This window comes from Candidatus Omnitrophota bacterium (genome assembly GCA_034717435.1).
GTDB lineage: Bacteria > Omnitrophota > JAUWXU01 > JAUWXU01 > JAUWXU01 > JAYELI01.
This window is the reverse complement of record JAYELI010000054.1, coordinates 1-24,983: the sequence shown is the minus strand read 5'-3', so window position 1 is coordinate 24,983 and position 24,983 is coordinate 1. Positions and strand designations below refer to the sequence as shown.

The window sequence follows — 24,983 nt, the reverse complement described above, 5'->3', positions numbered from 1 at the left end:
GTATATGAGGAGTAGTGTTGAGCAGCAAGATGAGTAATTTGTTAGCCAGTGAGCCAGTTAGCCAGTTGAACCCGTTCACTCGTTCACTCGCTCACCGGCTAACTAAACAAGGTTTCACTTTAGTCGAGCTTCTGATCAGTGTAGCGATTGTTGCTTTCGCCGGCCTGGCAATATACTCTGTTCTGAATAACGGCATAATTGCCTGGCGCAGAGGCAGCAGGAACAGGTCATTTGAGCGGAGCATCAGGCTTACCTCGGAAAAGATCAGCCGGGAAATAAGAAATACTTTTAAGTTCTCAACCATCCCGTTTGAAGGCGCAGAGGACTTTGTTAAGTTTCCGGCATTGATCACGGTTGAATGCGGCCCTGAACATTACCAGTTTGGCAGGGCCGCATATTTTTATGACTCAAAACAGGATAGCCTGTCTAAAGAAGAAAAGACCTATCCCGGGCTTTTTGAAGACGAAGGCATAACCGCAGGCCGGGTCCTGCTTAAAGGAGTTAAAGAGGTAGAGTTTAGTTATTGCTACCTTGATAACGCAACCGGAGATTATAAGTGGAAGGATGATTGGAAAAAAGAAGAACAGGACAGTATTCCCCGGGCAATAAGGATCAGGGTGGCTTTTAAAAAGAAAACCAATCAGAAGGATTTTGAACAGACGATATTCATCCCGATCGGCACCGGTGAGCAGAAGATAGAGCTGAAATAAACTGCTGAAGTTCATCATACATTGTGCGTCTTGTGTTGTGCGCTGTGCGCTGTGCGTTTTGGCGTTTTTAAATCCCGTTTTTCGGGACAGCTTCGGGGACATTAAACAGCTTCGGGGACATTATACTTAATTACCCCGGAAGTCTTACAAATAGGTAATTAAGTATGGTGTCCCCGGAATTCGGAATTACGCACAACGCATAACGCACAACACAAGACGCGCAACGCAATCATGTTTCAATTAACCAAACTGCGCAACACAAGACGCACAGCGCAACGCAGTTTCGGGACAGCTTCGGGGACATTATACTTAATTACCCCGAAGTCTTACAAATAGGTAATTAAGTATGGTGTCCCCGGAATTATGTACAATACGAAAAATTACACAACGCACAACGCATAGCGCAAAACGCACAGCGCAAGACGCAATACGAAAAATGAACCCTAAAAAAGGAAGTATACTAATCCTCACCCTCTGGGTGTTGAGCTTTTTGATTGTTTTTAATATTGGCCTGGCCAGGAATGCTTCGAGTCAAATAGGCCTGGCCTCCTATCTTCAAGACAGGTTAAAGATGTATTATCTGGCCAAGGCCGGCATAGAAAGAGGAATTGTTGAACTGCAGGCCGCCGGGGAAGAATATTCTTATAGCGCATTAAATCAAACCTGGGCTGATAATCAGGAATTTTTTAAAGAGTTTCCGATCGGCGGCGGATATATGACCCTTAGTTACCAACTAAATACCGAAGAACCAATAACTTTTTACGGTTCAGAAGATGAAAGCAGCAGAATAAACATAAATAAGGTGCCGTTGGAGGTCTTAAAGACGCTTTTAGAAAATGTTGGCGGGGTAAAAACAGAAGAGGCGGGCGACATTGCCGGCGCTATTGTAGACTGGAGAGACGTGGATATCATTGTTTCTCCGGGAGGCGCCGAAGACCTTTATTATCATAGCCTGGAAATGCCTTATCCCTGCAAAAACGGAAACTTCCAGGTATTAGAGGAATTGTTATTAGTCAAAGGAATGACCCCGGAGATATTTTCAAAACTTAAAGACACGATTACTGTCTACGGAGACGGAAAAATCAATATCAATACCGCTGGCTGTCTTACGTTGCAGGCCCTGGGCCTGAGCAGTGGTCTTAGCGAACGGATAATTGAGTTTCGTCAGGCCAAAGATGAACAAGCCGGGGAAGGTGAAGCCGGCAATGTCTTTAAAACAGTCGGTGAATTAAGAAATATCGGTTCTTTATTTACAGAAGAATCTATAGAGCTGAACCGGGTTATTTCTCTCGGTCTGTTTACCGTAACATCGGATGTTTTTAGGATCAGGTCCTCGGGAATTTTAAAAAAAGGAGACCGCAGGTTACAAAGGAACATTACCTGCGTTGTCCAGAGAAACGAAAAGGAAGAACCGCAGATCCTGTATTGGCGCGAAGACTAATTTCGCTGTGCGTCTTGCGCTATGCGCTATGCGTTTTGGCGTTTTTAAATCCCGTTTTTCGGGACAGCTTCGGGGACATTAAACAGCTTCGGGGACATTAAACAGCTTCGGGGACATTAAACAGCTTCGGGGACATTATACTTAATTACCCCGGAAGTCTTACAAATAGGTAATTAAGTATGGTGTCCCCGGAATTATGCACAACGCACAGCGCACAACGCAAAGCGCATAGCGCACAACGAAAAAAAATATTGAATTATGAGATTTTTCAAGATAAAGAAAAAGGTCATTACGATTTTAGAGATCGGCGGCGATTGGCTGAAAGTAGTGCAGGCCGAGCCCCTTTTAAGCAAAGACAGGAAAATTAGCCGGGTAATAATAAAAAACATCGCATCTTTATCTGATCAGGCGCTTATTAAAATTATCACTGAGTTGTCTAAAGAGCTAAAGATAAATCCGGACATTTTAGTTGTCTCTGTTCCCTACCATTTGGTGGCTGTCAGAAACCTTGAACTTCCCTCTACAGATCTTACTGAAATAAAAGATATGGTCGAGCTTCAGATAGGCAAGCAGACTCCTTTTAGCCGGGATGAGATAGTTTATGATTATCAGGTGCTGGGCACCAACCGGGAAGGATATAGCGGGGTAATCTCGGCTATTGTCCAGAGAGAGATCATTGAAAGATATTTCAGGATATTGGAAGGGGCAGGATTTAAAGCAGAGGGAAGGAAGATGGCTTTAAGTTCGGAAGGCTTGGTTGATTGGGCCCGCTTTGTTTATAAACAGCCGGAGGCCGGTAAACCTTATGTTTTGATCGATGTTAACCACACTGCCAGCGATTTTGAAGTCATCCTTAATGACAAGTTAATATACAGCAGGAGTATTTCCCTTGGATTTCTGCAGTTTGAACAAGACTTTGGCCGGTGGCAGGAAAAGTTTGTCGAAGAAGTAAAACATTCTATCTATGCCTACCAGAATGAAATGCTGGATAAGGAGATAAGCCAGATTTTAATCAGCGGCGCAGAACCTCTGGTTAAGGGTTTAAATGCAGATATTTTAAAGGAGAGACTTGGTTTAGGAGTAGGGGTCATCGCCCCGTTTAAGAGTATTCCCCTGGCCGGGGGAACGTTAACCGTCCGGGATGCCGGCACAAAAGGTGTATCGGTTTCCGCTCTTTTAGGCCTGGCCCTGGCCTATCCCAGGCAGGAGATTAATTTTATTCCCCAGGAGCTGAGGATAGAGAAAAAACTAAAGGAGAAAGGCCGGGATCTTTATTTTCTGGGCATCTACCTGATACTTATTTTAGTAATCGTTTCCAGCATCTTTTTAGGCAGAATGCATAATAAAGAACGGTATCTCTCCCGGCTGAAGCAGGAAGTCAGCGGGACCCGGGCCAGGGTCGAGAAACTGACTAACATGATTACGGAAGTGAAAATAATAAAGGACCGCCTGACCACAGAAGGCATTTTGGTCAGGTTTATTTATGAGATACATAAGGCAGTTTCCCCGGATGTTCATCTGGCCTCGATCCGTTTTGACGGAAAGGACCATTTGACTATCAGGGGGGTATCCAAGACCATGTCCGAGATCTTTAACTTTGTCAGCGCATTAGAAGACTCCCGGTGCTTCCGGAACGTTAAGACAAAATATGCCACCAAACATAAGGTAAAGAACAAGGAAATGGCTAATTTTGAGATTATCTGCCCTCTGGCCGCAGGGTTCCAACAGCGGTTAACCCGGATAAGCAGGGAATAGACAGGCGGGGAAATAATGGGGCAAAATATTTTTTTAAGATTGTCCAAAAGAGAAAAATATATAGCATGTATCTCTATCATAGCTGTTATCGCTATTTTTTTTGACCGGGTTATAGTCTGTCCGATTATGGAAAGGCTGGGCGAGCTGAACAGCGAAGTTGCTGTTCAGGAAAAAAAGCTCTGGAAGGCTACTCAGATACTTTCAGAAGAGGCCTTGATTACCGGGGAACATAGTAAATTTGTTCAAGGGTTAGAGCAGGATGGTTCCGATGAAGAAGAAGTAGCGGCTTTGCTCAGCGAAATAGAAAAATTAGCGACCAAAAGCACTGTTTTTCTGGCAAATATCAAACCGCGTTTGCCCGAAGAAAACGAACATTATAAAAAATATCTGATCGAAACAGACCTGGAGTCGAAAATAACCAAATTAGTGGATTTTATTTATCAGCTGGAAAAATCTCCCTGCCTGTTCAGGGTGGAGGAATTTTATCTGGTTCCCAAAAAAGAGGGGTCCGGTGTTTTGAAGGCGCGGATGGTGATTAGCGGGATTTTGATAGCTGCCGATAAACACGTAACGCCGGATTATCCAGACGTTCTTTCTGGACAGGAAGGCCGCTTTTAGGGTATAATTAAAAATCTCGGGGTGTGGCGCAGTTTGGCTAGCGCGCTTGCTTTGGGAGCAAGAAGTCAGGAGTTCAAATCTCCTCACCCCGACTTTAATGAGCAAAGGTTTTACGGAGGGCGAAAGCCCGACGTAAAACCTATTGCGAATTAAATCCTAAGCGATGAAATTCTTCTTTGAGATTCTTCAAGCGAAGGACATTGGGATTCCATAACTCAAGTGCTCAAATTGTCTCGTTCGGGATTGTTTTTTCAGAAGACCAAAAGGGACAGGTTTAATCTTAAAAAAAGGGACTTCTGTACCACGTTGGGTACAGGGTAAAACTTTGGTGTGAGAAATCGCAAACGGTACAAAAATTATGCGCCCGTAGCTCAGTTGGATAGAGCATCTGCCTTCAAGAGGAGCCTTTACGTGGAACGAGGAACACGTAAAGTGGATGTGGCTATATGCAAGGAAGCCCTCGATTAAAAATCAGGGTTATTTGCAGGCAACCGCTTTAAGCGAGAGCCCTCAGAGACTATACGCCACACACCTGAGATGGTGAAGACATAGTCCAGACCGCAATTCTGATGAAGAATCGGAAGCTGGAGAAATTCAGTGCGGTAAGCTAAGCAGAGGGTCGCGTGTTCGAGTCACGCCGGGCGTGCCAATTTGTTGTTTAATAATATGGTGGCTGTAGCTCAGCTGGTTAGAGCACTTGACTGTGGCTCAAGGGGTCGGGAGTTCGAATCTCCTCAGCCACCCCAATGAACAAATAACTTACAAAAAATCAAAGATTTTTTGTAAGTTATATTGTGAATTGATATCGAGGACTTGCCTTAACGGCAAGTCCGAGATACCTTCTTAATTGCATGGCCAAAACTTTGTTTAGTACTGTTGACGGTAATTTGGACAATGTGGTTGTGTTCGTCGGGAGCAATGTTTCAAAAGTAAAAAAGATTGTATCCGTAAAAAGAGTTAATAGATGAATTGTTAGCGGAGCAATTGAAGAGTTAGGAAAGAATGAGAATAAAGAGGTCTAAAATGAAGAAGTTGTTTGTTGTATTAATTGGTATATTGGTGGTGATTGTAGCTTTGTCTTTTACCAAGGACTTAATAATCAAGGCCTCTATTGAAAAAGGGGTAGAAACAATTACCGGGCTGCGCCTGAGTATGCAAGGGCTTAGGGTGGGCATAATTAACACTTTCCTAAGGGTTAAGGGCCTTGAACTTTTTAATCCAAAGGGATATAAAGACAGAATAATGTTAGATATGCCGGAGATTTACGTTGATTATGATTTGCCGGCTATTATAAAAGGTAAAATCCATTTGAAGGAAATGCGTATGAACTTAAGGGAGTTTACTGTTATAAAAAATGAAGCGGGTGAGCTTAATTTGAATTCTCTAAAAGTTGTCCAGGCTGAAAAAGAGGGTAAAAGAGCACAGGTAAAAAAAGCGCAGGTAAAGGAAAAAGGGAAGGTTCCTGAAATACAGATAGACAGCCTGGAACTCAAGATTGGAAAAGTTGTATATAAGGATTATTCGAAGGGGAAGATTCCGTCTGTAAAAGAGTTTAATATTAACCTTAATGAAAGATATGAGAACGTTACAGATCCTTACAGCCTTGTAAGTTTGATAGTAGTGAGGGCGCTTACTAATGTCGCAATAGCCGGCCTTATTGATTTTGATTTACAGAGTTTACAGGGCACAATCTCCGGTGTGCTTGCAACAACCCAAAAAGCAACAGTAGAGGTTATGGAAAAAACGCAGGAGATTATAAAGGGGACCACACAAAAAACTCAAGAAGTTGCAGGGCAGACTACACAAAAGGCGCAAGAAATTGTTGAGGAAACAGCCCAAACATTGCAAAAAGCAACCGAAGGATTGACAGATACGCTTAAACTTCCCTTCAATCTTGAAAAAGAATAATTTTTTATTAAGGAATTTTTTTTGATTCCAGCGAGGCTAATTTATAATATACGTTTTTAGGTAGTATAGTTATTAATAATTTAATAAGCTTATTAAAGAAGCCCGGAATAACTATAACTTTCCCTTTTTTTAATGATGATAAAGAAATTTTTACTACCTCATCTGCCGCCATCCATCTAATAATTCCCCTATTTTTAAGTTTTGATTGGCCTATATCCAGTTTTTGATGAAAATCGGTTTTTGTGAAACCCGGGCAAAGCGCTTGCACCTTGATATTTTTACTTTTTAAAATAAGGTGCATTGATTCCGAGAAGGAGTTGATAAAGGCTTTTGTCGCGCAATAAAGCCCTGTGGTTGATGAAGGCAGGAATGCCGCTAATGAGGAAACATTGATAATGATGCCTTTGCCATTTTTTATCATTTTAGGAACTATCGTATGTGTTAAACGGACTGCGGCGTTGATATGAACCTTTAACATTATTTCCTGGTTATTAAAGTTGTCCTCGAAGAAGATTTTTCTACTGCCAAACCCGGCGTTATTTATCAGAATTTCGATATTATCGATTTTATTTAAATACATTACCAGGCAATCCAGATCATTTTCCTGTGAGAAATCAGCCAATATTACCTGAACATCAATCCGATAGTTTGCTTTAAGTTCATCAGCGACTTTTTGGATTATTTTTTCTCTTCTGCCGGTAATGATTAGGTTGTAACCACTTTGGGCTAAAAGCCTTGCGAATGAGGCCCCGATACCGCTTGTTGCGCCTGTAATAAGGGCATATTTTTTACTACTCATTTTTTCTCCGGGTATAATATTTATTACACCAATATCTGTTTTTTTAATCTTTGTAGTCTTATTTTAATCACTGTAATCATCTTTTTAAGATAGCATAATTGTCTTTATTTGTCTATGTCTACATCTACGCAGCCCAAGACTAGTTGCGGGCTGCAAATCATCCAATATTTGACGATTGTATCAAAATAGACTATAATTTTACTATATAGTCGAAGCACTTGGTTCTTGAAGAGTGAGCACATTGTCAATGAGCAAGGGGGCTTCAGCACTGAAGCACCAGTTTCTATATGAGGTGACGAAACCACCCCAAATTATTACTTTCACGCGAACCAACGGCAATTTAGACTACAAACGTGATTCGCGTGTAGTCTTAGAACTTTCCGGCGGAGGGGACCGGACCGTCAAGCCTGTTTAAACCGTTTGGCAAGATTCCCGCTTGAGAAGGCCGAATATTATTTAAAGTTAAAGGAAGTTCGCGGTGTAAACAGCATTAGGGAACTTTCAAAAAAACAATAAACCCAATCCTGCCATTCTCAAGTTTTTCCATCATTACAGGCTTTTGGATGTTATTCGCCAAGGCGAAAAACGACTTTAATTTGCTCGTCTTTAAAGGACTTTATGGAAGAGCTTGAAGAAAAGGAACAGTAAACACTTGTACTTAAGGAGTACCGATAGGCGCCTGGCAGACGGACTATTGTTGGGGAAATAAATTGATTTTAGTATAATTTTTTAAAAAAGGAGGTGCGGAATGGCTGTAGGCATAACTGCGATTAATGAAAAGGTAAAGAAACAAAGCGGCTTTGTTGAAGCGCTTAAGATGGAAATCGGCAAGGTTATTATAGGACAGAAATATTTGCTTGACCGGCTCTTGGTTGGCTTGCTTGCTAACGGCCATATGCTCGTTGAAGGAGTTCCGGGCTTAGCTAAGACCTTATCAATAAAAACATTATCGCAGGCAGTAAATACCAAATTTCAGAGGATTCAATTCACACCGGATTTGCTTCCAGCGGACCTCATCGGCACTTTGGTCTATAACCCTAAAGAAGGAACATTCACCACTAAAAAAGGTCCGATATTTGCTAATATTATTCTTGCTGATGAGATAAACCGTGCGCCGGCAAAAGTGCAAAGCGCGCTTTTGGAAGCAATGCAGGAACGCCAGGTAACTATTGGAGAAAACACATTTAAACTGGATGAGCCATTTTTGGTTATGGCAACCCAGAACCCTATTGAACAGGAAGGGACTTATCCTTTGCCTGAAGCTCAAATTGACCGGTTTATGCTGAAAATTAATATAACCTATCCCAATAAAGAGGAAGAGCATAAAATCTTAAAAGAGATGAGTTTTACCGATAAAGAGATAAAAGTCAACTCTGTTATTAACCCTGATGATATTCTGCGGGCACGCAAAGTTGTAAATGAAGTATATATGGACGAGAAGATCGAGAAGTATATTATTGATATTGTCTTTGCCACCAGAGAGCCGCATAAATATAAATTAGAAGATTTAGACAATCTTATTCAATATGGCGCTTCTCCCCGTGCCAGTATTTACCTTACCCTTGCCTCTAAAGCTTACGCGTTTATTCAGGGCAGAGGCTATGTTATTCCGCAAGATGTCAAGTCCATCGGGCCGGATGTATTACGGCATAGAGTTATTGTCAGTTACGAAGCAGAAGCGGAGGAAAAGACTTCCGAAGACATCATAAAGAAAATATTTGATGAAACAGAAGTGCCGTAAAGGCCCGTAGGCGCAGCCCAAAAAAAGGCGTAGAGTATGATACCTAAGGAAATCTTGCAGCAGATTAGGCGGATTCAAATAACTACCTCTCGTATGGTAACAGATGTATTTGCCGGTCAATACCAGAGCGTGTTTAAAGGCCGGGGCATGGAGTTCAATGAAGTTCGCCGGTATTTCCCGGGAGATGATGTGCGCTCAATAGACTGGAACGTTACTGCCCGTGCAGGCGAGCCTTTTGTCAAGAAATTTACAGAAGAAAGAGAACTTACCGTGATGTTTCTTTTGGATTTATCGCGGTCTGGTTATTTCGGCACGGTGAATAAGCTGAAACGTCAACTGGCTGCTGAGATTTGTTCGCTTCTTACCTTTGCCGCGATGCAGAACAATGATAAGGTAGGGCTGATTGCCTTTACCGACAGAATAGAGAAGTTTGTTCCTCCCCGTAAGGGTCTTCGGCACGGATTGCGTATTGTGCGTGAGGCGTTATATCTTGAGCCACAAAACAAAAAAACCAATATATCAGGAGCCTTAGAATACTTGAGCAGGATTTCAAGGCGCAGGACAGTGAGTTTCATTATATCTGATTTCTATGATGATGGATTCGAAAAACTATTGAGCATTACTAATAAACGGCATGATATTACCGCCATCACCATTACAGATCCCAAGGAAATAGATTTGCCCGATGCAGGAATTATTTCTTTAAGCGACTCCGAAACAGGAAGCGAAACTTTAGTGGATAGCTCAAACCAGGCGATACGTAAGAGATTTAATGAAAATGCAATAAGAACATTCAAAGAACGCTCAAGGTGTTTTAAACGCATAAATGTTGACAGCGTTGACATCCGCACGGATATACCTTACAGTAGGGCTTTATTTTCATTTTTTCGGATGCGGGAGAAGAGAACAAGAAGATAAGTCCCGTTAGAACTTTTTAGAAGATAAACAAAGAGAAGTTTTAGAGGAACAGGAAGTAGAAATTTTTTATAAATTAGAAGATGATGAAAGCCAAAAAAATTAAACGCTTATTTGTTTTTCTTACGGTACTGACTTTAGTACCGGCTATATGCTTTGCTAAAGACGCAGATCCTGGTAGTAAACTGCCTCTGGAAGTTTCTGTTTCTGTTGATAAAGATAAAATAACCATTGGAGATAAAATAACCTATACTCTTGTCGTTAAAGCAGACAAAGATATCGAGATAGAATTCCCTGAATTTGCCCAAAACCTGGGAGACTTTGCGATTAAGGATTTTGGCACGTCACGAAGGGGTTGGTTTAAGACCGAAACATATCGTCAGTGGTATGTGCTTGATATCTATGTAAGCGGCAAATATTCAATTCCAGCAAGTTTGATTAAATACCGCCAGAGTGGAGAAGAAGAGTGGCAAGAGGTTTCTACCGATGAGGTCTCTATAGAAGTGGAGAGCATCCTTGAGAGCGCAGAAGATAAGCAGGATATACGGGAGATTGCCGGACCGATAGGTTTTCCCGTTAAAATTCCCTGGTATGTGTGGGTTATTCTCGCATTAGTAGTCTTAGCAATAGGCTTCGTCTTTTTTTTATCCAAACGAAAAAAAACTAAAAGTACTATCATTCCTCCCCGGCCTGCCCATGAACTTGCTTATGAGGCGCTTGAAGCGCTTAGACAAAAGGAATATTTAAATAGAGGAGAGCATAAGTTGTATTATATTGAATTGTCCGGTATTGTCAGGCGGTATTTAGAAAATCGTTTTAATTTACGCGCGCCGGAAATGACTACAGAAGAATTTTTGAACACTGTAAAAAACAATAAAGCGCTTTCCTGTAAGCACAAAAGCCTTTTACGTGATTTTTTATCGCATTGCGACTTGGTTAAATTCGCAAAGTATGAACCGCCCGAGAATGAAACAGATTTAAGCTTTGAATCAGCAAAGAAACTGGTTGAGCAGACCAAAAAAGAAATTAAAAAAGAAACTAAGGTATGAGTTTCCAGGATCCTTTATTTCTATTATTAATTCCCCTCGTTTTAGCAGGAGCATACTGCTTACGAAAGAGAAAAATTAAGGCAAGCCTCACCTTTCCCGCAGATAGGCTTCTTGAGCACGTGAGGCCGTCGCTAAAAGTACTTTTAAGCAAAAACATATATTTGTTGCGAATTATAGCTCTTTGCCTGATAGCAGTAGCTTTAGCCCGCCCCCAGTCTCCTCTTGAGGGATCCAAGATTCAAACCGAGGGAATTGATATTGTTCTGGCTTTAGATGTTTCTACAAGTATGCGAGCTTTAGATTTTACCTTGAACGGTAAAAGAGTTAACCGTTTAGACGCGGTAAAAGACGTTGTGCAAAGTTTTATCCGGGGCAGGGAAAACGACCGTATAGGATTGATAGGATTTGCGGCGCAAGCCTATACTGTAAGTCCGCTCACCCTTGATTATAGCTGGCTCCTTGGAAATCTCGAACGTGTCCAGATAGGAATGATTGAAGATGGCACGGCCATAGGTTTGGGCCTGGCTTCCGGCCTAAACCGCCTTAAAGACACAAAAGCCAAAAGCAAAGTGATTATTTTATTAACTGACGGAAGAAATAATGCCGGCGATATTTCACCCTCTCTAGCCTCGGAAACCGCCAAGTCTTTAGGGATAAAAGTGTACACTATTGGCGCTGGCACCAAAGGATTAGCTCCTTATCCGGTAAGGGATTTCTTTAAGAATAAGGTATATCGGTCAATAAAGATAGATATTGATGAGGATGTTTTAAGGGATATTGCCGCTAAAACCGGGGCGAAGTATTTTCGGGCTACTGACACAAAGTCTTTACGCGAAATTTACAGTGAGATTGACAAGATGGAAAAAACACCTATGGAAGAAAAAGGCTATTTGGAATATAAGGAATTATTTACTGTATTTTTAAGCATTGCCCTGGCGTTGATAATGTTAGAAGTTGGCTTAAGTAACACTATTTTAAGAAGGATACCTTAACGGTTGCCGGTAACCGGACACCGGCAATAGGACACAGAAATGCGGTTTGCTAATTTAGGAGCAATACACTTGTTGTGGTTTGTGGTGTTTTTGGTTCTGTTTTATTTTTGGGCATTTAAAAAAAGAAAAGCCACAATGGAGCGATTTGCCCAAAAGGACCTTATTGCAGATTTGGCCTCTTCGTTAGATAAGAGAAAAACGAGACTTAAAGTCATTTTAATAATTCTGGCGGTTTTTTTGGTTGTTCTTTCCTTCTCACGGCCGCAGTGGGGATTTTATTGGCAGGAGGTAAAACGTAAAGGTTTGGATATTATTATTGCGGTAGATATTTCCAAAAGCATGTTAGCTTCCGATGTTAAACCGAATAGATTAGAGCGCGCGAAACTGGCAATAAAAGATTTCATCCGACATTTGCAAGGTGATCGTGTGGGGCTCATTGCCTTTGCCGGCGAGGCGTTTCTGCAATGTCCTTTAACCGTGGATTACGGCGGATTCCTACTTTCAGTGGATAGCTTAAACGTTAATTTAATCCCCCGGGGTGGCACATCAATCTCCCGGGCGGTTAAAGAAGCAATAAGAGGCTATGAAGACGGACTAAACAAATACAAGGCGTTGATTATTATCACTGATGGCGAAGACCACGAGGGTAATGCTGAAAAGGCAGCCGAAGAGGCAAAAAAAGAAGGAGTGAAGATATTTTGTATCGGCATCGGCACGCCCCAAGGCGAATTAATTACCCTAACAGATGAGAAAGGCAGCAAAACATTCTTGAAAGACAATCAAGGTAATGTAGTTAAGACCAGATTAGATGAAACCACCTTACAGAAAATAGTACTTACCACAGGCGGCAGTTACATACGTTCCGGGGCTACCCGGTTCGGCCTAAACTTGGTTTATGAAGAAAAACTTTCTAAAATGGAGAAACGGGAGTTCGAGAGTAAATTAGCTAAGCAGTTTGAAGAGCGCTTTCAGATTCCTTTAGGATTAGCTTTTCTTTTACTTATAGGAGAGCTTTTTATAACTGAGCGTAAAAAAGGATTATGAAACTAAGCTTTAAGATATTTATATTGGCTGTAAGTTGTGTGCTTGTTCTTGTGAGAATGAGTTTTGCTGCATCTGCCCCTGCCGGCGTGAAAGAGGGAAATAGCCTCTATCGCCAGGGTAAATATGATGAGGCGTTAAAATATTACAATGAGGCTGAAGTTGATATGCCCGATTCCGATGTAGTTAATTTTAATACAGGCACAGCGCTTTACCGGAGAGGAGATTATAAGAAAGCTATAGAGGCATTTAGCAAAGCTTTACTTAGCGATAATCCCGGTATTGAAGAAAAAGCAGCCTATAATATAGGAAACAGTAAGTTTCGCTCAGGCAAACTTAAAGAGAATGCGGACCTAGCCTCAGCCGTCAATCTGTATCGCGAAGCAGGCGATTACTATAAACGGGCGATAGAGTTAGACCAGGATAACACCAATGCCAAATACAACTATGAATTTGCAGAAAAAGAACTCAAAATTCTCCTGGATAAGTTAAAACAACAGCAGGAGCGGCCTCAACAGGATAATCAGCGAAAAGAAGCAGAGGAGCAAAAACAACAGCAGGAACAGGCAGAGTCTCGTGCTTCTGAACAGAAGCAGAAAGAGCAGGAACAAAAACAGCAAACAACTGCTCAGGGAGACGAAGAAAAAGAAGGCGGACAAGAAGAACAGGTTCAAGAGCAAGCTAAAGCCTGTGAACCAGAGCAGGAAGTGCAGGAAGAAATGTCTGAAGATGAAGCGAGGATGATACTTGACCGCTATGATCAACAGGATCAGTCAGCCGGTAATATGAATAGAGATGCAAGAGGAAGACGTTATCCGCCTGTATTAAAGGATTGGTAATTTACTATGGCAAGAAAAACCATTGTTTTATTATTGCTGTTGATGGCGAGCGGCAGTTATGTTTTTGCCTCCGATATACAGTTTGAAATAACCGTAGATCGTAAAACAGTTTCCCTGGGAAAGAGTCTGCAGCTTAACCTGTTATTTCATGGAACACAAAGCGTCTCTGCTCCGGATATTGGCGAAATTGAAGGTTTTCAGATGCGGTATCTTGGCCCTTCGACAAGGATGTCTATTGTCAATGGCCGGGTTTCTTCTTCCATAACGCATAGTTACACATTAATACCGCTTAAGACAGGAAAACTTGAGATTGGTCCTTTGTCGGTGGTTCTTGACGGAAAGACTTTTACTTCGCAAACGTTAACCATCGAGGCCGTATCCGGTCCATCACCGCCGGCAGGAGGAGCTCAAGAATCTGCTGCCGGCCAGGAAACAATCTCAGAGGAACAGTTAAAAGACAGGATTTTTCTTACCATTGAAGCAGAAAAGTCAAATCTCTTTGTGAACGAATCTATCCCCTTATCTATAAAGCTATATATAAACCGCCTGGGAGTAAGGGATATTCAATATCCAAAATTTGGACACGAAGGTTTCTCGATAAAGGAATTTGGGCAGCCTGAACGGTACCGCCGGACCATCGGCGGCATTGTTTACAATGTTATTGAATTTAATGCCAATATGTTTGCAGTTAGGCCCGGGGAATTGTCCTTAGGCCCGGCACGGGTTGATTGTAATCTTGTAGTCCGCAAACAGCGACGACAGAGACGTTCGCCTTTCGATGGCGATTTCTTTGGCAGCGATATATTTAATGATTTTTTTGGCCGCTACGAAACCTATCCGTTTCAGGTTGCATCGCCGGCTTTAACAATTAACGTTCAGCCATTGCCTCTTAAGGGCAAACCGCCCGGTTTTAAAGAAGCGGTTGGCGATTTCCGCTTTGAAGCCGAAGTTTTACCGAAAGAACTAAAAGCCGGAGACCCAATTACGGTAACGATGACTGTAAGCGGGGCAGGAAATTTTGATACCGTAACCAATCCTGTTTTGGGCTCAAAAGAAGGATTTAAAATTTATGAACCGCAGGCAAAACAAAATCAAAGCACTAAAGTTTTCGAACAGGTGCTTATTCCCCAATCCGAAGCCATTACGGAAATTCCTAAAATTAACTTTAGCTTTTTTAATCCTCAAACAAAAGAATACCGTTCGCTTACACAAGGTCCTTTCCCAATTTCTGTAGCCAAACCAGAAGGCGGCGAATTAAAAATTGTAGAAATACCCCAAGCCGTTGCCAAAACAGCTAAAGAGGAACTTCTGGGCAGAGACATTGTTTATATTAAGGAATCGCCGGGTAAACTAAAACGGATAGGCCGATATCGTTATCAAAGGGTAGGTTTTTGGATTTGCCGTTTAGTCACGTTGATTATATTTATCGGCCTTGTAACTTTTCACAAACATCAGGAGAAACTTAAAACCGATGAGCGATATGCAAGACGTCTGCAAGCGCCGGCGAAAGCCAGAAAAGGAATTTCAGAGGCGCAAAGGTTCTTAGGGCAGGAAAAAAGTGGGGAATTTTTCGATTGTGTCCATAAAACCTTAATAGGATACCTGGCAGACAAGCTTCACCTGCCTGCCGGCGGCATAACTATTGATGCGGTCAGGGAAATATTAGAAAACAAGAAGATAGATGGCGAAATTTTGGACAAATTAACCAATATCTTTAGCGCTTGCGATATGGCCAGGTATGCGCCTTTAGAATTTGGTAAGTTTAAAATAGAGACCGTCTTTAATGACATGCGTAAAGTTATTGATTTTCTGGAAAGGAAGAAGGTTTAGAAATGGCAGGTAAAGGTTTTCAGGGCATTAAGAGCGTTTTTTTGTTGTTTTCTTGCATATCGGCAGGCAGTATTTTTATGTTGACTTGTGATGTTTGTCTGGCGGATACGCTTTCACAAGCAAGAGCCAAATTTTATCATGCAAATACCTGCTATTCTGAGGCAGAGTATGATAAAGCAATTAAGGCATATGAAGAAGCACTAAGTTCGGGATTTGAGAGCGGTAATCTTTATTATAATTTAGGAAACAGTCATTTTAAGAAAGGTGAATTCGGCAAGGCAATTCTCAATTATCAAAAGGCAATGCGGCTTATACCTAGAGACAGCGATTTAAAATCGAATTATAAATATGCTAAGTCATTGATAAAAGGGAATGTTGTTGAGGCTAAAACGCAATCCTGCGGAATTGTTTTCGATAGGATATTTTCCTTGTTTACCATTGACGGGCTGGCCTTTTCTTTGGCGGTAATATTTACGGGAATTTTGTTGATTATCTTGCTGACTGTGTATATTTCTTCTATCAGGAAATACAGGATTGGTGCATTATCGGTTTTAATCATTATTTTTACTCTATTTTTTATGGCGCTATTTGAAAAAGCCTCGGCGGTAGGTAAAGAAGCAATAATAATTATTCAAAAAGCAGATGCTAAATTTGAGCCGTTTGACTCAGCGACAGCTCATTTTACCCTTTATGAAGGTGCCAAAGTTGCCATAGTTTCGCCCAAAGATTCCTGGTGCAAAATTGAGCGTTCCGATAAAAAGACAGGATGGGTTAAAAAATCAGATTTAGAGATCTTTTAAGTGGATAAATGCAAAAACCGCACCTCTCCTTTTAAGAGAATGACTTGATATAATAAGGAAATAGGTATATAATATTTATTTCTTGCTGGTAAAATAGGAGAAGATGAAAAATGAAGCTTAAAGGCGCGATATTTGACCTGGATGGAGTGATTGTTGATACAGTGCCTCTGCACTTTAAGGCCTGGAAGAGGATGTTCTCCGGATACGGCAGGGAGTTTACTTTCGAGGATTATAAAAACAAGATTGATGGTATTCCCCGGATCAGCGGAGCAAAAGCAATACTCACCGGCCTGTCTGAAGAGGAACTGCGAAAAGCAGGGGGAAAAAAACAGGATTATTTTTTGGAACTCCTGACACAAGAGGGAATAAAGGTATATAGCGGAACCCTGGATTTAATAAAACAGTTAAAGCAGAACAATATCAGGGTAGGAGTGATATCTTCCAGCAAGAACTGCCTGCCGATTTTGAAGAAACAGGGAATAGACAATTTATTTGAAGTGATAATTACCGGCTTTGACATAAAGAAGGGGAAGCCCGACCCCGAGGTGTTTTTTTCAGCTTCTCAAAAATTGAAGCTGTCCCCTGAAGAATGTATTGTATTTGAAGATGCTGTGTTGGGAGTAGAAGCGGCTAAGCGGGGTAATTTCAGATGTGTGGGGATTGACCGCTACCGGGAGCCGGCAAGGCTTGCCAAGGCGGATTTAGTAGTTAACGATTTATCCGAGGTGAACTTAGAAAGGTTGAAAGAACTTTACAATGGCTAAGCGGACAGGAAATAAGACTGTGAAAGATTTTTATTCTGATTTTACCAAAGACGAGCTTTGGCTTATAGAAGAAAACAAATGGGTTAGAAGCCTTCAAAATATAAAGGAGTCCTGGTTTAGCTTGGGCAACGGGTATTTAGGGACAAAGGGAATATTGGAGGAAATATCTTATGACGCCAGCCCGGGTACCTATATTGCCGGTATTTACGATAAGATGGGGTCTCAGGTTGATGAGATGGTAAACCTGCCTAACCCGATTAACTTTAGGTTCACCATTGAAGGGGAAAAATTAGATATAGTCGCGGCTGATGTTCTCGAACATAAGAGGACATTAAATATGAAAAAGGCATTGCTGGTCAGGCGGACTTTATATGAAGACACAAAGAAAAGGCGTTATGATTACCAGTCGTTAAGGTTTATTTCCGGCCACAATAAAAATATCGGGGTGATGCAGATTACGGTTACCCCTGTTGACGGATCCTGTTCAATGGATATAAATAGCGGGATAGATACATCTGTTTCCAATGCGCGGATTCTTAGCGAAGGCAGAAAAAAGCATTTTCGGATCAGAGAATTGGGCCAAGCCCATGATGCCGGGTATCTCACGATCGAAACCTTAGAGAAAAAACACGCCATAACATACTGGAGCGGGTTTTACTATGAGATTAACGGAAAAAAGACATTTGCCAAGGACAACATTTTTCGGCTTAAAATTAAAAAAGGACAGACGGTTGTGTTTACCAAGATATTTTATATAAAGCACTTTCCCTGCCGGGAAGATCGCAGTTTCCACAAAAAGGAGGCATTAAAAGTATTCCGTAAGGCATTCCGAGCTAAATTCTCCACTCTTCTGGCAGATCACATAAAGGCATGGGAAAAGCTTTGGAAAAAAACCGATGTCTTGATTGAGGGGACAAAAAACTTACAGGAAAACCTGCGTTTTAATATTTATCATATGCTTATTTGTCTTCATTATGACAGGGGCTTTTCCAGCATAGGGGCAAGGACATTAAGCGGAGAAGGTTACCGGGGCCATATCTTTTGGGATACAGAAATTTTCCTGATGCCTTTTTTTCTTTTTACGTTTCCCCGGGCTGCCCAAAACATACTTCTTTACAGATACAAAAGGCTGGACCAATCAAGGAAGCTTGCCCAGAGCGAGGGATTTAAAGGGGCAAAATTTGCCTGGGAATCAGCAGATACGGGGACAGAGGAAACACCGGAGTGGGCAAAAGATTTTGACCGGACAGTGATAAAGATCCATACCCATCGGCAGGAACATCATGTGACCGCTGATATTGCCTACGCTGTTTATAAATATTACCTTGTAACCGGCGATGAGCAATTTATGCGGAAATACGGCTATCAAATTATTTTTGAGACAGCGCGCTTCTGGGCATCAAGGGTTGAGTTCAATAAAAGAAAAAGGAAATACGAGATTAACCACGTTATCGGACCTGACGAGTTTCATAAAGACGTAAATAATAACGCTTTTACTAACATGATGGCCAAATGGAATTTGCTTGTCGCTTATAATTTATTTTTTCAGCTCAAGAAAAAAGCATCATTAAACAAGGCCTTAAAGACAAAATTTAATTTAAAAGAAAAAGAAGCCGGGAACTGGAAGAAAACCGCCGCTAATATAGGAATTAATATTAACAGGAAAAAAGTTATTGAGCAATTCGATGGATATTTCAAATTAAAAAATATTGTTTTAAAAAGTACCGATGAAAACGGGATACCGCTTATTCCTTCGAGACTAAAAGCCAAAGACCTGGGTAAGACCAACCTGGTAAAACAGGCTGATGTTTTAATGCTTCTTTGCCTTTTGAGTGATAGATATAGCTTAAAGACAAAAATTGCTAATTATAATTTTTATATTTCAAAAACAGTTCATAAATCTTCCTTAAGCCCTTCGATTCACTCCTTGTTTGCCTGTGAAGTCGGGGATTTAAGCAGGGCTTATAATCTTTTTAAACTGAGCTTGCGCGCCGATATTAGTAATATCTACGGGAATACCAAGGAGGGAATTCACGCTGCTTGTTTAGGAGGGACGTGGCAGGCAGTTGTTTTTGGATTTTCTGGAGTCAGGATTAAGAGAGAAGAAATGCTGATTAACCCCCGCCTGCCCCGGGCATGGAAGAAGGTGTCTTTTTCTCTGCTCTGGAAAGGCAGTCTTATTAAATTTGGATTAACCAATGATACGATCAAGGTCAAAGTCAATTCCCGGCAGAAAAAAAAGATCCAATTAGGCATTTTTAATAAAATAATAGGGGTAAAAACGAATAAAACCCGGATATTCAAAAGACGGGTCATCGAGGCAAAAAGAGAGGAGTTTTATTAATATGAGGAAAAAGGGATTGAACATTGCACACTTGCACTGGGGCTTTCCCCCGATCATTGGAGGAGTGGAGACGCATTTGACGATACTATTGCCTACACTGGCCGGGATGGGCCATCAGGTCAGCCTTCTTACAAGTTCGTTTGAAGGGGAAAAGGGAAGGGATACCTATAAGGCAGTGGCAATATTTCGTGAACCGATCATGGATCTAAACTGGCTTTTTAAAAGGGGCACGACCGGCTTGCTGGAAGAAGTAAAAGGAGTATTCGAGAAATTTATTGATCAGACAAAGCCCGATTGCATTCATGCTCACAACATGCATTATTTTAGCAAGGTGCATGCCCGGACAATTCAAGACATATCTCTCAGGAAAGGCATACCGCTTATTTTAACGGCGCATAATGTCTGGGACGATAATTTATTTCTGGATTTAACCAAGAATATTAGATGGACCCATCTCATCGCTGTCAGCCATTTTATAAAAAGAGAAATTATCGGGACCGGGTATCACCATAGAAATATAACCGTTATCCACCACGGTGTTGATCAGCAAATTTATTCCCCCAAGATCAATCCGCGGTTTATACTTAAGAAATATCCTGTCTTGCGCGGGAAAAAAGTGATATTTCATCCGGCAAGAATGGGATTGGCCAAGGGTTGTGATGTGAGCATTAAGGCGCTGCGGATAATCAAGAAGAGGTTTCCGGACGCGATGTTGGTGCTTGCCGGGACGAAGAATATTATTGACTGGAGCCAGACCCAGCAGAAGGACATTGCTTATATGATAAACCTGGTTAAGTTTCTCGGGCTGAAGGATAATGTTTTGATTGATGCCTTTCCTCTGAAGGATATGCCCAAGATTTATGCCGCTTCGTCGGTTTGTATTTATCCTTCGAGCGTATCGGAGCCTTTTGGGTTGACGATGCTTGAGGCGATCTCCTCAAGCAAGCCGATGGTGGTTACTGAAGCAGGGGGGATGCCGGAAATTATCAGGGACGGGGTCAACGGATTCATCATCCCGGTCAAGGATTTTGAGTCTTTAGCCTCAAGGGTTATTCAACTTTTGGCCAATAGCGAACTAAGACAGCGGTTGGGATATACCGGCCGGCAGATGGTCGAGCAGCAATTTACCAAGGAAATTGTTACCGAAAACACGCTGAGGCTATATAAGAGATTTTGTTCTTAAGTGCTGTCTAAGGAGTTTCTGTATTCTGATGCCATTTGCCATAAGCTATTTGCTGATTTGCGCCTATAGCTCAACTGGATAGAGCAACTGGCTTCGAACCAGTAGATTACAGGTTCAAATCCTGTTAGGCGCGCTAACAATTGACATATTTAGGGTTTTATGATAGATTTTTTAGTTAAAGCCCCCATAGCTCAGCTGGAAGAGCACGTGACTCTTAATCACGGTGTCCTAGGTTCGAGGCCTAGTGGGGGTACTGTTTTTTGTTATTGGCCAAGTTGCGGACGTGGCGGAACTGGCAGACGCGCATGGCTTAGGACCATGTGTCTTTGACATGAGAGTTCGACTCTCTCCGTCCGCACCACCCCGCAAAATAAAAATTTATAACGCGAGGGTAGCTCAGCTGGTAGAGCCCAACGTTGCCAACGTTGTTGTCGCGGGTTCGAATCCCGTTCCTCGCTCCAATGAGCAAATAGCTTACGAAAAGTCTCTGATTTTTCGTAAGCTATGTTGCGAATTGGTACCGACGATTTGCCTTAACGGCAAATCGTCGGTACCTCCTAAACAACTATGAAAGTAAATATTAAAGAATTAACTTCCTGTAAGAAATTGCTTCAGATAGAAGTTGCACCTGAAGTGGCAGCTGCTAGGCTTGAGGAAGTATCTAAGGATTTTAAGAAGGCTGTGAAGATTCCGGGTTTTAGACAGGGTAAGGTCCCGCGCCACATCCTGGAGATGCACTATAAAGACCAGATCAGAGAGGAAATGTTAAAAAGGTTAATTCCTGATTCTTACCGGCAGGCGATGAAAGAAAATTCGCTTATTCCGATGGAGCTTCCTGAGATAAGCGAGGTTGAGTTTAAGCAGGGATCTCCGCTTTTATTTAAAGCCGCAGTTGAGGTAAAGCCGCTGATCAAATTAGGGTCTTACCTGGGATTGAAAATCCGGAAAAGAAAAAAAGAGGTGACAGACAAAGATCTTGAGGAAACATTAAAGCAATTGCAGCAGGCAAGCAGCCGTGCAAGAAAAGAACAGATTCCTGTTCTTAATGATGAATTTGCCCGAAGCCTGGGGGGATTTAAAGGACTGGATGAATTAAAAGCAGCGATTAAAAAAGACCTGATTGCCAGAGCCGAGGCTCAAGCCAAGGTTGATCTGGAAAATCAGGTCATAGAGCATTTATTGAAAATCTCTAAGTTTAGCGTTCCGGAATGTCTGGTCAGAAGGCAGGCAGAACGTTTAGTTAAGGAAGCAAAAATGCAGCTTGCTTATAAAGGGATAAAGGCCGAGGAAATAGAAAAGCAGGAGGAAAGTCTGCGGAAGAGTTTGGAAGAAAAAGCTGTTCGCCAGGCAAAAACAGCCCTGATTTTAGAGGATATATCCGCTTTGGAAAAGATAAAGGCCAACGAACAGGAGATAGAGCAAAAAGTCGTCCAGATGGCCGGGGAGGCCGGGCGGCAGCCAGAAGAGCTAAAGGCCTGGCTTATAAAAGAGGGCCTATTGGATAACTTAAAGGGCGGAATAAAAACGGCCAAGACCTTAAGTTTTCTAATAGAAAAAGCAAATATAAACTGTTAAACTGATAAACTGATAAACTGTTAAATTGTTTATTGTCATAATGTCATTGCGAGTCGCCGAAGGCGACGAAACAATCCCTGTTTTTGAGATTGCTTCGCTCCCTTCGGTCGCTTGCAATGACGAATAGGGAATGACGACGCAGTCTGAGTTTAACCATTTAATAGTTTAGTCATTTAACAATTTTAAAAAAGGGAGGTAGCAAAAATGTTTGATCAGGCATTGGTTCCAATAGTGATAGAAAAAACAGCCCGGGGAGAAAGGGCCTATGATATTTATTCTCGGCTGCTTAGGGACAGAATCGTGTTTATCGGCAGCATCCTTAATGACGTCATTGCCAATCTGGTAATTGCCCAGATATTATTTCTGCAGATGGAAGATCCGGATAAAGACATCAATATTTACATTAATTCTCCGGGCGGAGCAGTTACCGCGGGATTGGCTGTTTACGATACATTGCAATATGTGAAGTGCGAGATTAATACTTTCTGTATTGGCCAGGCTGCCAGTATGGGCGCGATACTTATGGCTGCAGGCACAAAGGGCAAGCGTTATACTCTGCCGCATTCCAGAATAATGATTCACCAACCCTGGGGCGGTGTTCAGGGAGCGGCAGCGGATATCAGTATTCAGGCAAAGGAAATATTGACTTTGCGCGATAAAATTTATGGAATATTAGTGAATCATACCGGCCAGGATATTAAACGGATAAAAAGTGATTGCGACCGTGACTATTTTATGTCCGCCCAGGAAGCCAAGGAATACGGCTTGGTGGACGAGGTGATTAAATCGATGAAGGAAGTGCAAAAAAATAAATAGAAATAAATTGTTAAGTCAAAGAAAGGATTTTTTATGAAAAAAGAATATTTGCTTACTCCGGGACCGACACCTGTTCCTCCCCAGGCCCGGGAAGTAATGGCCAGGTCGATTATTCACCACCGCACTCCTGCCTACCGAAAGGTATTTCAAGAGGTCAGCGGGCTTTTGCAAACAGTGTTTAAAACCAGAAACAATATCTTGACGTTTACCTCTTCAGGGACAGGTGCGATGGAAGCATCAGTGGTTAACCTTCTTTCTAAAGGAGATAAGGCGGTTGTGGTAAGGGGCGGTAAGTTCGGCGAGAGATTCACCGAAATATGCCGGGCATATAATGTCGAGGCAGTTAACATTGACGTTGAATGGGGAACGGCGGTTAATCCGGAGCTGGTTAGCAAAGCCCTTGAAGCGGATAAAGAAATATCAGCGGTGTTTACCACTCTTTGTGAAACTTCGACCGGCGTGGTTAACGACATCAAGGCAATAGGAAAGATAGTGAAACAACATAAAGCGGTTTTGGTAGTGGACGCTATCAGCGGATTATGCGCAGATAACCTGGAAACAGATAAGTGGGAGGTGGATGTTGTGGTAGCCGCCTCTCAAAAAGGCCTGATGACTCCTCCAGGTTTGGCTTTTGTCAGCATCAGCCCTAAGGCCTGGAAAAAAGCGGAAAAGGCCGGGCTCCCCAAGTATTATTTTGATTTTAAGAAAGCAGAAAAAGGGTTGCAAAAGTTTGACAGTCCGTTTACGCCGGCTATTTCTTTAATGCTCGCTTTGCGCCAGGCCCTGGAATTAATTAAAATTGAAGGCGTAGATAAAGTGCTGTCCAGGCATCAAAGATTGTCCCGGGCAACCAGGACAGCTGTTAAGTCATTAGGATTAAAGTTGTTGGCGCCGGAGTCTCCTGCTAATACGGTTACAGCGGTTAGAGTACCGGAAGAAATAGACGGCTCAAAGCTAATAAAACTTATCCGTGAAAAATACGGGGTTACTATTGCCGGCGGCCAGGCTGCGCTTAAAGGAAAGATAATCCGCATTGCCCATCTGGGGTATATCAACGGGTTTGATTTAATCAACGGGATGATGGCCTTAGAGATGGCGCTTGGTGAATTAGGGTATAGATTCAAACTGGGGTCTGGTCTGATAGCGGCAGAAGAGATACTTTCGGAGCCAGAAAGAACGGGTTGATGACGATAAAAATGAAGCGGTTGGGAGTAACAATTCTGTTGACAGCTCTGGTGTTAATAACAGGGGCAGGGTTGCTTTTGGCCGGAGATACAGAGGATCAGGCCAGGAAAGAATTAATAAGTGAGCATTATGAACATGGTCTGGCCTGCTATCGCCAGAAGGATTATTTTCAGGCCAAGGTAGAATTTGATAAAGTCCTGGTTTTAGACCCTGGGCATAAAAAGGCAAAGAGGTATTCCGGGTTAGCATTAAAAAAAGCAGAGCAATATATCGGCAGAGCCGTTGAGCCAAAGACGCAACTCTCGGGGTATCTTTACGAGCTAGGGAAAGGTTATTACCTTCTCGGCCAGTATCAAGAAGCTGTTCAGAAGTTTAAACAGGTATTGCTGGTAAACCCTTCTCACGAAGGAGCGCAGGTTTATTTAGGACAGATTAAAGGTCAAAAGTCTTTAGAGGAGATAGTTAACAAAGAAATAGCGGTTAGGCAACAGACTAAATTAGGGGTTCGACGCAGGGGAGTTGGAACCAAGGACAGTCGCCAGATTGAAAAGAAGACAGAGATAAAAGTAAAGCAGGACAAAAAGGCAGAGAAAGGGCCCGAAAAGCTGGCGAAGAAGAAAGCCAAGCAAGAGGCAAAAGAAGCGAAGAAATCGGAAAAGCTGGCGAAGAAGAAAGCCA

At 42.1% G+C, this 24,983-nt stretch carries 21 protein-coding genes and 6 tRNA genes; 26 read left to right on the top strand and 1 reads right to left on the bottom strand.

The window, feature by feature from the left end:
- Positions 1–29: 29 nt before the first annotated feature.
- The 7 genes from U9Q08_04570 to U9Q08_04540 all read left to right on the top strand — a co-directional run bounded on the left by U9Q08_04570 (position 30) and on the right by U9Q08_04540 (position 6,432).
- Positions 30–710 carry a prepilin-type N-terminal cleavage/methylation domain-containing protein gene (locus U9Q08_04570; protein ID MEA3328978.1) on the top strand — a complete coding sequence of 227 codons (681 nt, stop codon included), beginning with the start codon at positions 30–32 and terminating at the stop codon, positions 708–710.
- A 436-nt stretch (positions 711–1,146) separates the two neighbouring features.
- Positions 1,147–2,151 carry a general secretion pathway protein GspK gene (locus U9Q08_04565; GenBank protein MEA3328977.1) on the top strand — a complete coding sequence of 335 codons (1,005 nt, stop codon included), beginning with the start codon at positions 1,147–1,149 and terminating at the stop codon, positions 2,149–2,151.
- 258 nt (positions 2,152–2,409) lie between these two features.
- Positions 2,410–3,906, top strand: coding sequence for a pilus assembly protein PilM (gene pilM, locus U9Q08_04560; GenBank protein ID MEA3328976.1), 1,497 nt, complete (start codon positions 2,410–2,412; stop codon positions 3,904–3,906).
- Between the two features lie 15 nt (positions 3,907–3,921).
- Complete coding sequence (locus U9Q08_04555; GenBank protein ID MEA3328975.1) at positions 3,922–4,524, top strand: hypothetical protein; 603 nt, start codon at positions 3,922–3,924, stop codon at positions 4,522–4,524.
- A 17-nt stretch (positions 4,525–4,541) separates the two neighbouring features.
- A tRNA-Pro gene (locus tag U9Q08_04550) sits at positions 4,542–4,616 on the top strand.
- A gap of 577 nt (positions 4,617–5,193) precedes the next feature.
- Positions 5,194–5,270, top strand: a tRNA-His gene (locus tag U9Q08_04545).
- A gap of 277 nt (positions 5,271–5,547) precedes the next feature.
- Positions 5,548–6,432, top strand: coding sequence for a hypothetical protein (locus U9Q08_04540; GenBank protein ID MEA3328974.1), 885 nt, complete (start codon positions 5,548–5,550; stop codon positions 6,430–6,432).
- A gap of 7 nt (positions 6,433–6,439) precedes the next feature.
- On the opposite strand, the gene U9Q08_04535 is transcribed toward U9Q08_04540, so the two are convergent.
- Positions 6,440–7,231 carry an SDR family oxidoreductase gene (locus U9Q08_04535; protein ID MEA3328973.1) on the bottom strand — a complete coding sequence of 264 codons (792 nt, stop codon included), beginning with the start codon at positions 7,229–7,231 and terminating at the stop codon, positions 6,440–6,442.
- A gap of 748 nt (positions 7,232–7,979) precedes the next feature.
- Here U9Q08_04535 and U9Q08_04530 point away from each other — a divergent pair.
- The 19 genes from U9Q08_04530 to U9Q08_04440 all read left to right on the top strand — a co-directional run.
- Positions 7,980–8,972 carry an AAA family ATPase gene (locus U9Q08_04530; GenBank protein ID MEA3328972.1) on the top strand — a complete coding sequence of 331 codons (993 nt, stop codon included), beginning with the start codon at positions 7,980–7,982 and terminating at the stop codon, positions 8,970–8,972.
- A 36-nt stretch (positions 8,973–9,008) separates the two neighbouring features.
- Positions 9,009–9,890: a DUF58 domain-containing protein gene (locus U9Q08_04525; protein ID MEA3328971.1), complete on the top strand. Its 882-nt coding sequence runs from the start codon at positions 9,009–9,011 to the stop codon at positions 9,888–9,890.
- Between the two features lie 80 nt (positions 9,891–9,970).
- Positions 9,971–10,936 carry a hypothetical protein gene (locus tag U9Q08_04520; GenBank protein MEA3328970.1) on the top strand — a complete coding sequence of 322 codons (966 nt, stop codon included), beginning with the start codon at positions 9,971–9,973 and terminating at the stop codon, positions 10,934–10,936.
- The gene (locus U9Q08_04515) at positions 10,933–11,928 is read left to right on the top strand and encodes a VWA domain-containing protein (protein MEA3328969.1); all 996 of its coding nucleotides are present in this window, start codon (positions 10,933–10,935) and stop codon (positions 11,926–11,928) included. The genes U9Q08_04520 and U9Q08_04515 overlap by 4 nt, the downstream gene beginning before the upstream one ends.
- 39 nt (positions 11,929–11,967) lie before the next feature.
- Positions 11,968–12,972, top strand: a complete 1,005-nt coding sequence (locus U9Q08_04510; GenBank protein ID MEA3328968.1) for a VWA domain-containing protein — start codon at positions 11,968–11,970, stop codon at positions 12,970–12,972.
- A complete protein-coding gene (locus tag U9Q08_04505) occupies positions 12,969–13,808 on the top strand; it encodes a tetratricopeptide repeat protein (protein MEA3328967.1) in 840 nt (279 codons plus the stop codon). The genes U9Q08_04510 and U9Q08_04505 overlap by 4 nt, the downstream gene beginning before the upstream one ends.
- A 6-nt stretch (positions 13,809–13,814) precedes the next feature.
- A complete protein-coding gene (locus U9Q08_04500) occupies positions 13,815–15,638 on the top strand; it encodes a BatD family protein (protein MEA3328966.1) in 1,824 nt (607 codons plus the stop codon).
- A 2-nt stretch (positions 15,639–15,640) separates the two neighbouring features.
- Entirely contained in the window at positions 15,641–16,438 is a 798-nt protein-coding gene (locus U9Q08_04495; protein MEA3328965.1) for a tetratricopeptide repeat protein, read from the top strand.
- 110 nt (positions 16,439–16,548) lie between these two features.
- On the top strand, positions 16,549–17,202 hold the full coding sequence (locus tag U9Q08_04490; GenBank protein MEA3328964.1) for a beta-phosphoglucomutase family hydrolase: 654 nt from the start codon (positions 16,549–16,551) through the stop codon (positions 17,200–17,202).
- A complete protein-coding gene (locus U9Q08_04485; GenBank protein MEA3328963.1) occupies positions 17,195–19,546 on the top strand; it encodes a glycosyl hydrolase family 65 protein in 2,352 nt (783 codons plus the stop codon). The genes U9Q08_04490 and U9Q08_04485 overlap by 8 nt, the downstream gene beginning before the upstream one ends.
- Before the next feature lies 1 nt (position 19,547).
- The gene (locus U9Q08_04480) at positions 19,548–20,729 is read left to right on the top strand and encodes a glycosyltransferase family 4 protein (GenBank protein MEA3328962.1); all 1,182 of its coding nucleotides are present in this window, start codon (positions 19,548–19,550) and stop codon (positions 20,727–20,729) included.
- A gap of 59 nt (positions 20,730–20,788) precedes the next feature.
- Positions 20,789–20,862: transfer RNA gene (locus U9Q08_04475), tRNA-Arg, on the top strand.
- Positions 20,863–20,909: 47 nt separating this feature from the next.
- A tRNA-Lys gene (locus U9Q08_04470) sits at positions 20,910–20,982 on the top strand.
- A gap of 24 nt (positions 20,983–21,006) precedes the next feature.
- Positions 21,007–21,090: transfer RNA gene (locus U9Q08_04465), tRNA-Leu, on the top strand.
- Positions 21,091–21,114: 24 nt separating this feature from the next.
- Positions 21,115–21,190 (top strand) — tRNA-Gly (locus tag U9Q08_04460).
- A 106-nt stretch (positions 21,191–21,296) separates the two neighbouring features.
- Positions 21,297–22,304: a trigger factor gene (locus tag U9Q08_04455; protein ID MEA3328961.1), complete on the top strand. Its 1,008-nt coding sequence runs from the start codon at positions 21,297–21,299 to the stop codon at positions 22,302–22,304.
- A 204-nt stretch (positions 22,305–22,508) separates the two neighbouring features.
- Positions 22,509–23,120 carry an ATP-dependent Clp endopeptidase proteolytic subunit ClpP gene (clpP, locus tag U9Q08_04450; GenBank protein ID MEA3328960.1) on the top strand — a complete coding sequence of 204 codons (612 nt, stop codon included), beginning with the start codon at positions 22,509–22,511 and terminating at the stop codon, positions 23,118–23,120.
- Between the two features lie 33 nt (positions 23,121–23,153).
- On the top strand, positions 23,154–24,305 hold the full coding sequence (locus U9Q08_04445) for an alanine--glyoxylate aminotransferase family protein (GenBank protein ID MEA3328959.1): 1,152 nt from the start codon (positions 23,154–23,156) through the stop codon (positions 24,303–24,305).
- A gap of 11 nt (positions 24,306–24,316) precedes the next feature.
- The coding region (locus U9Q08_04440) for a tetratricopeptide repeat protein (protein MEA3328958.1) at positions 24,317–24,983 on the top strand (667 nt) is incomplete at its 3' end.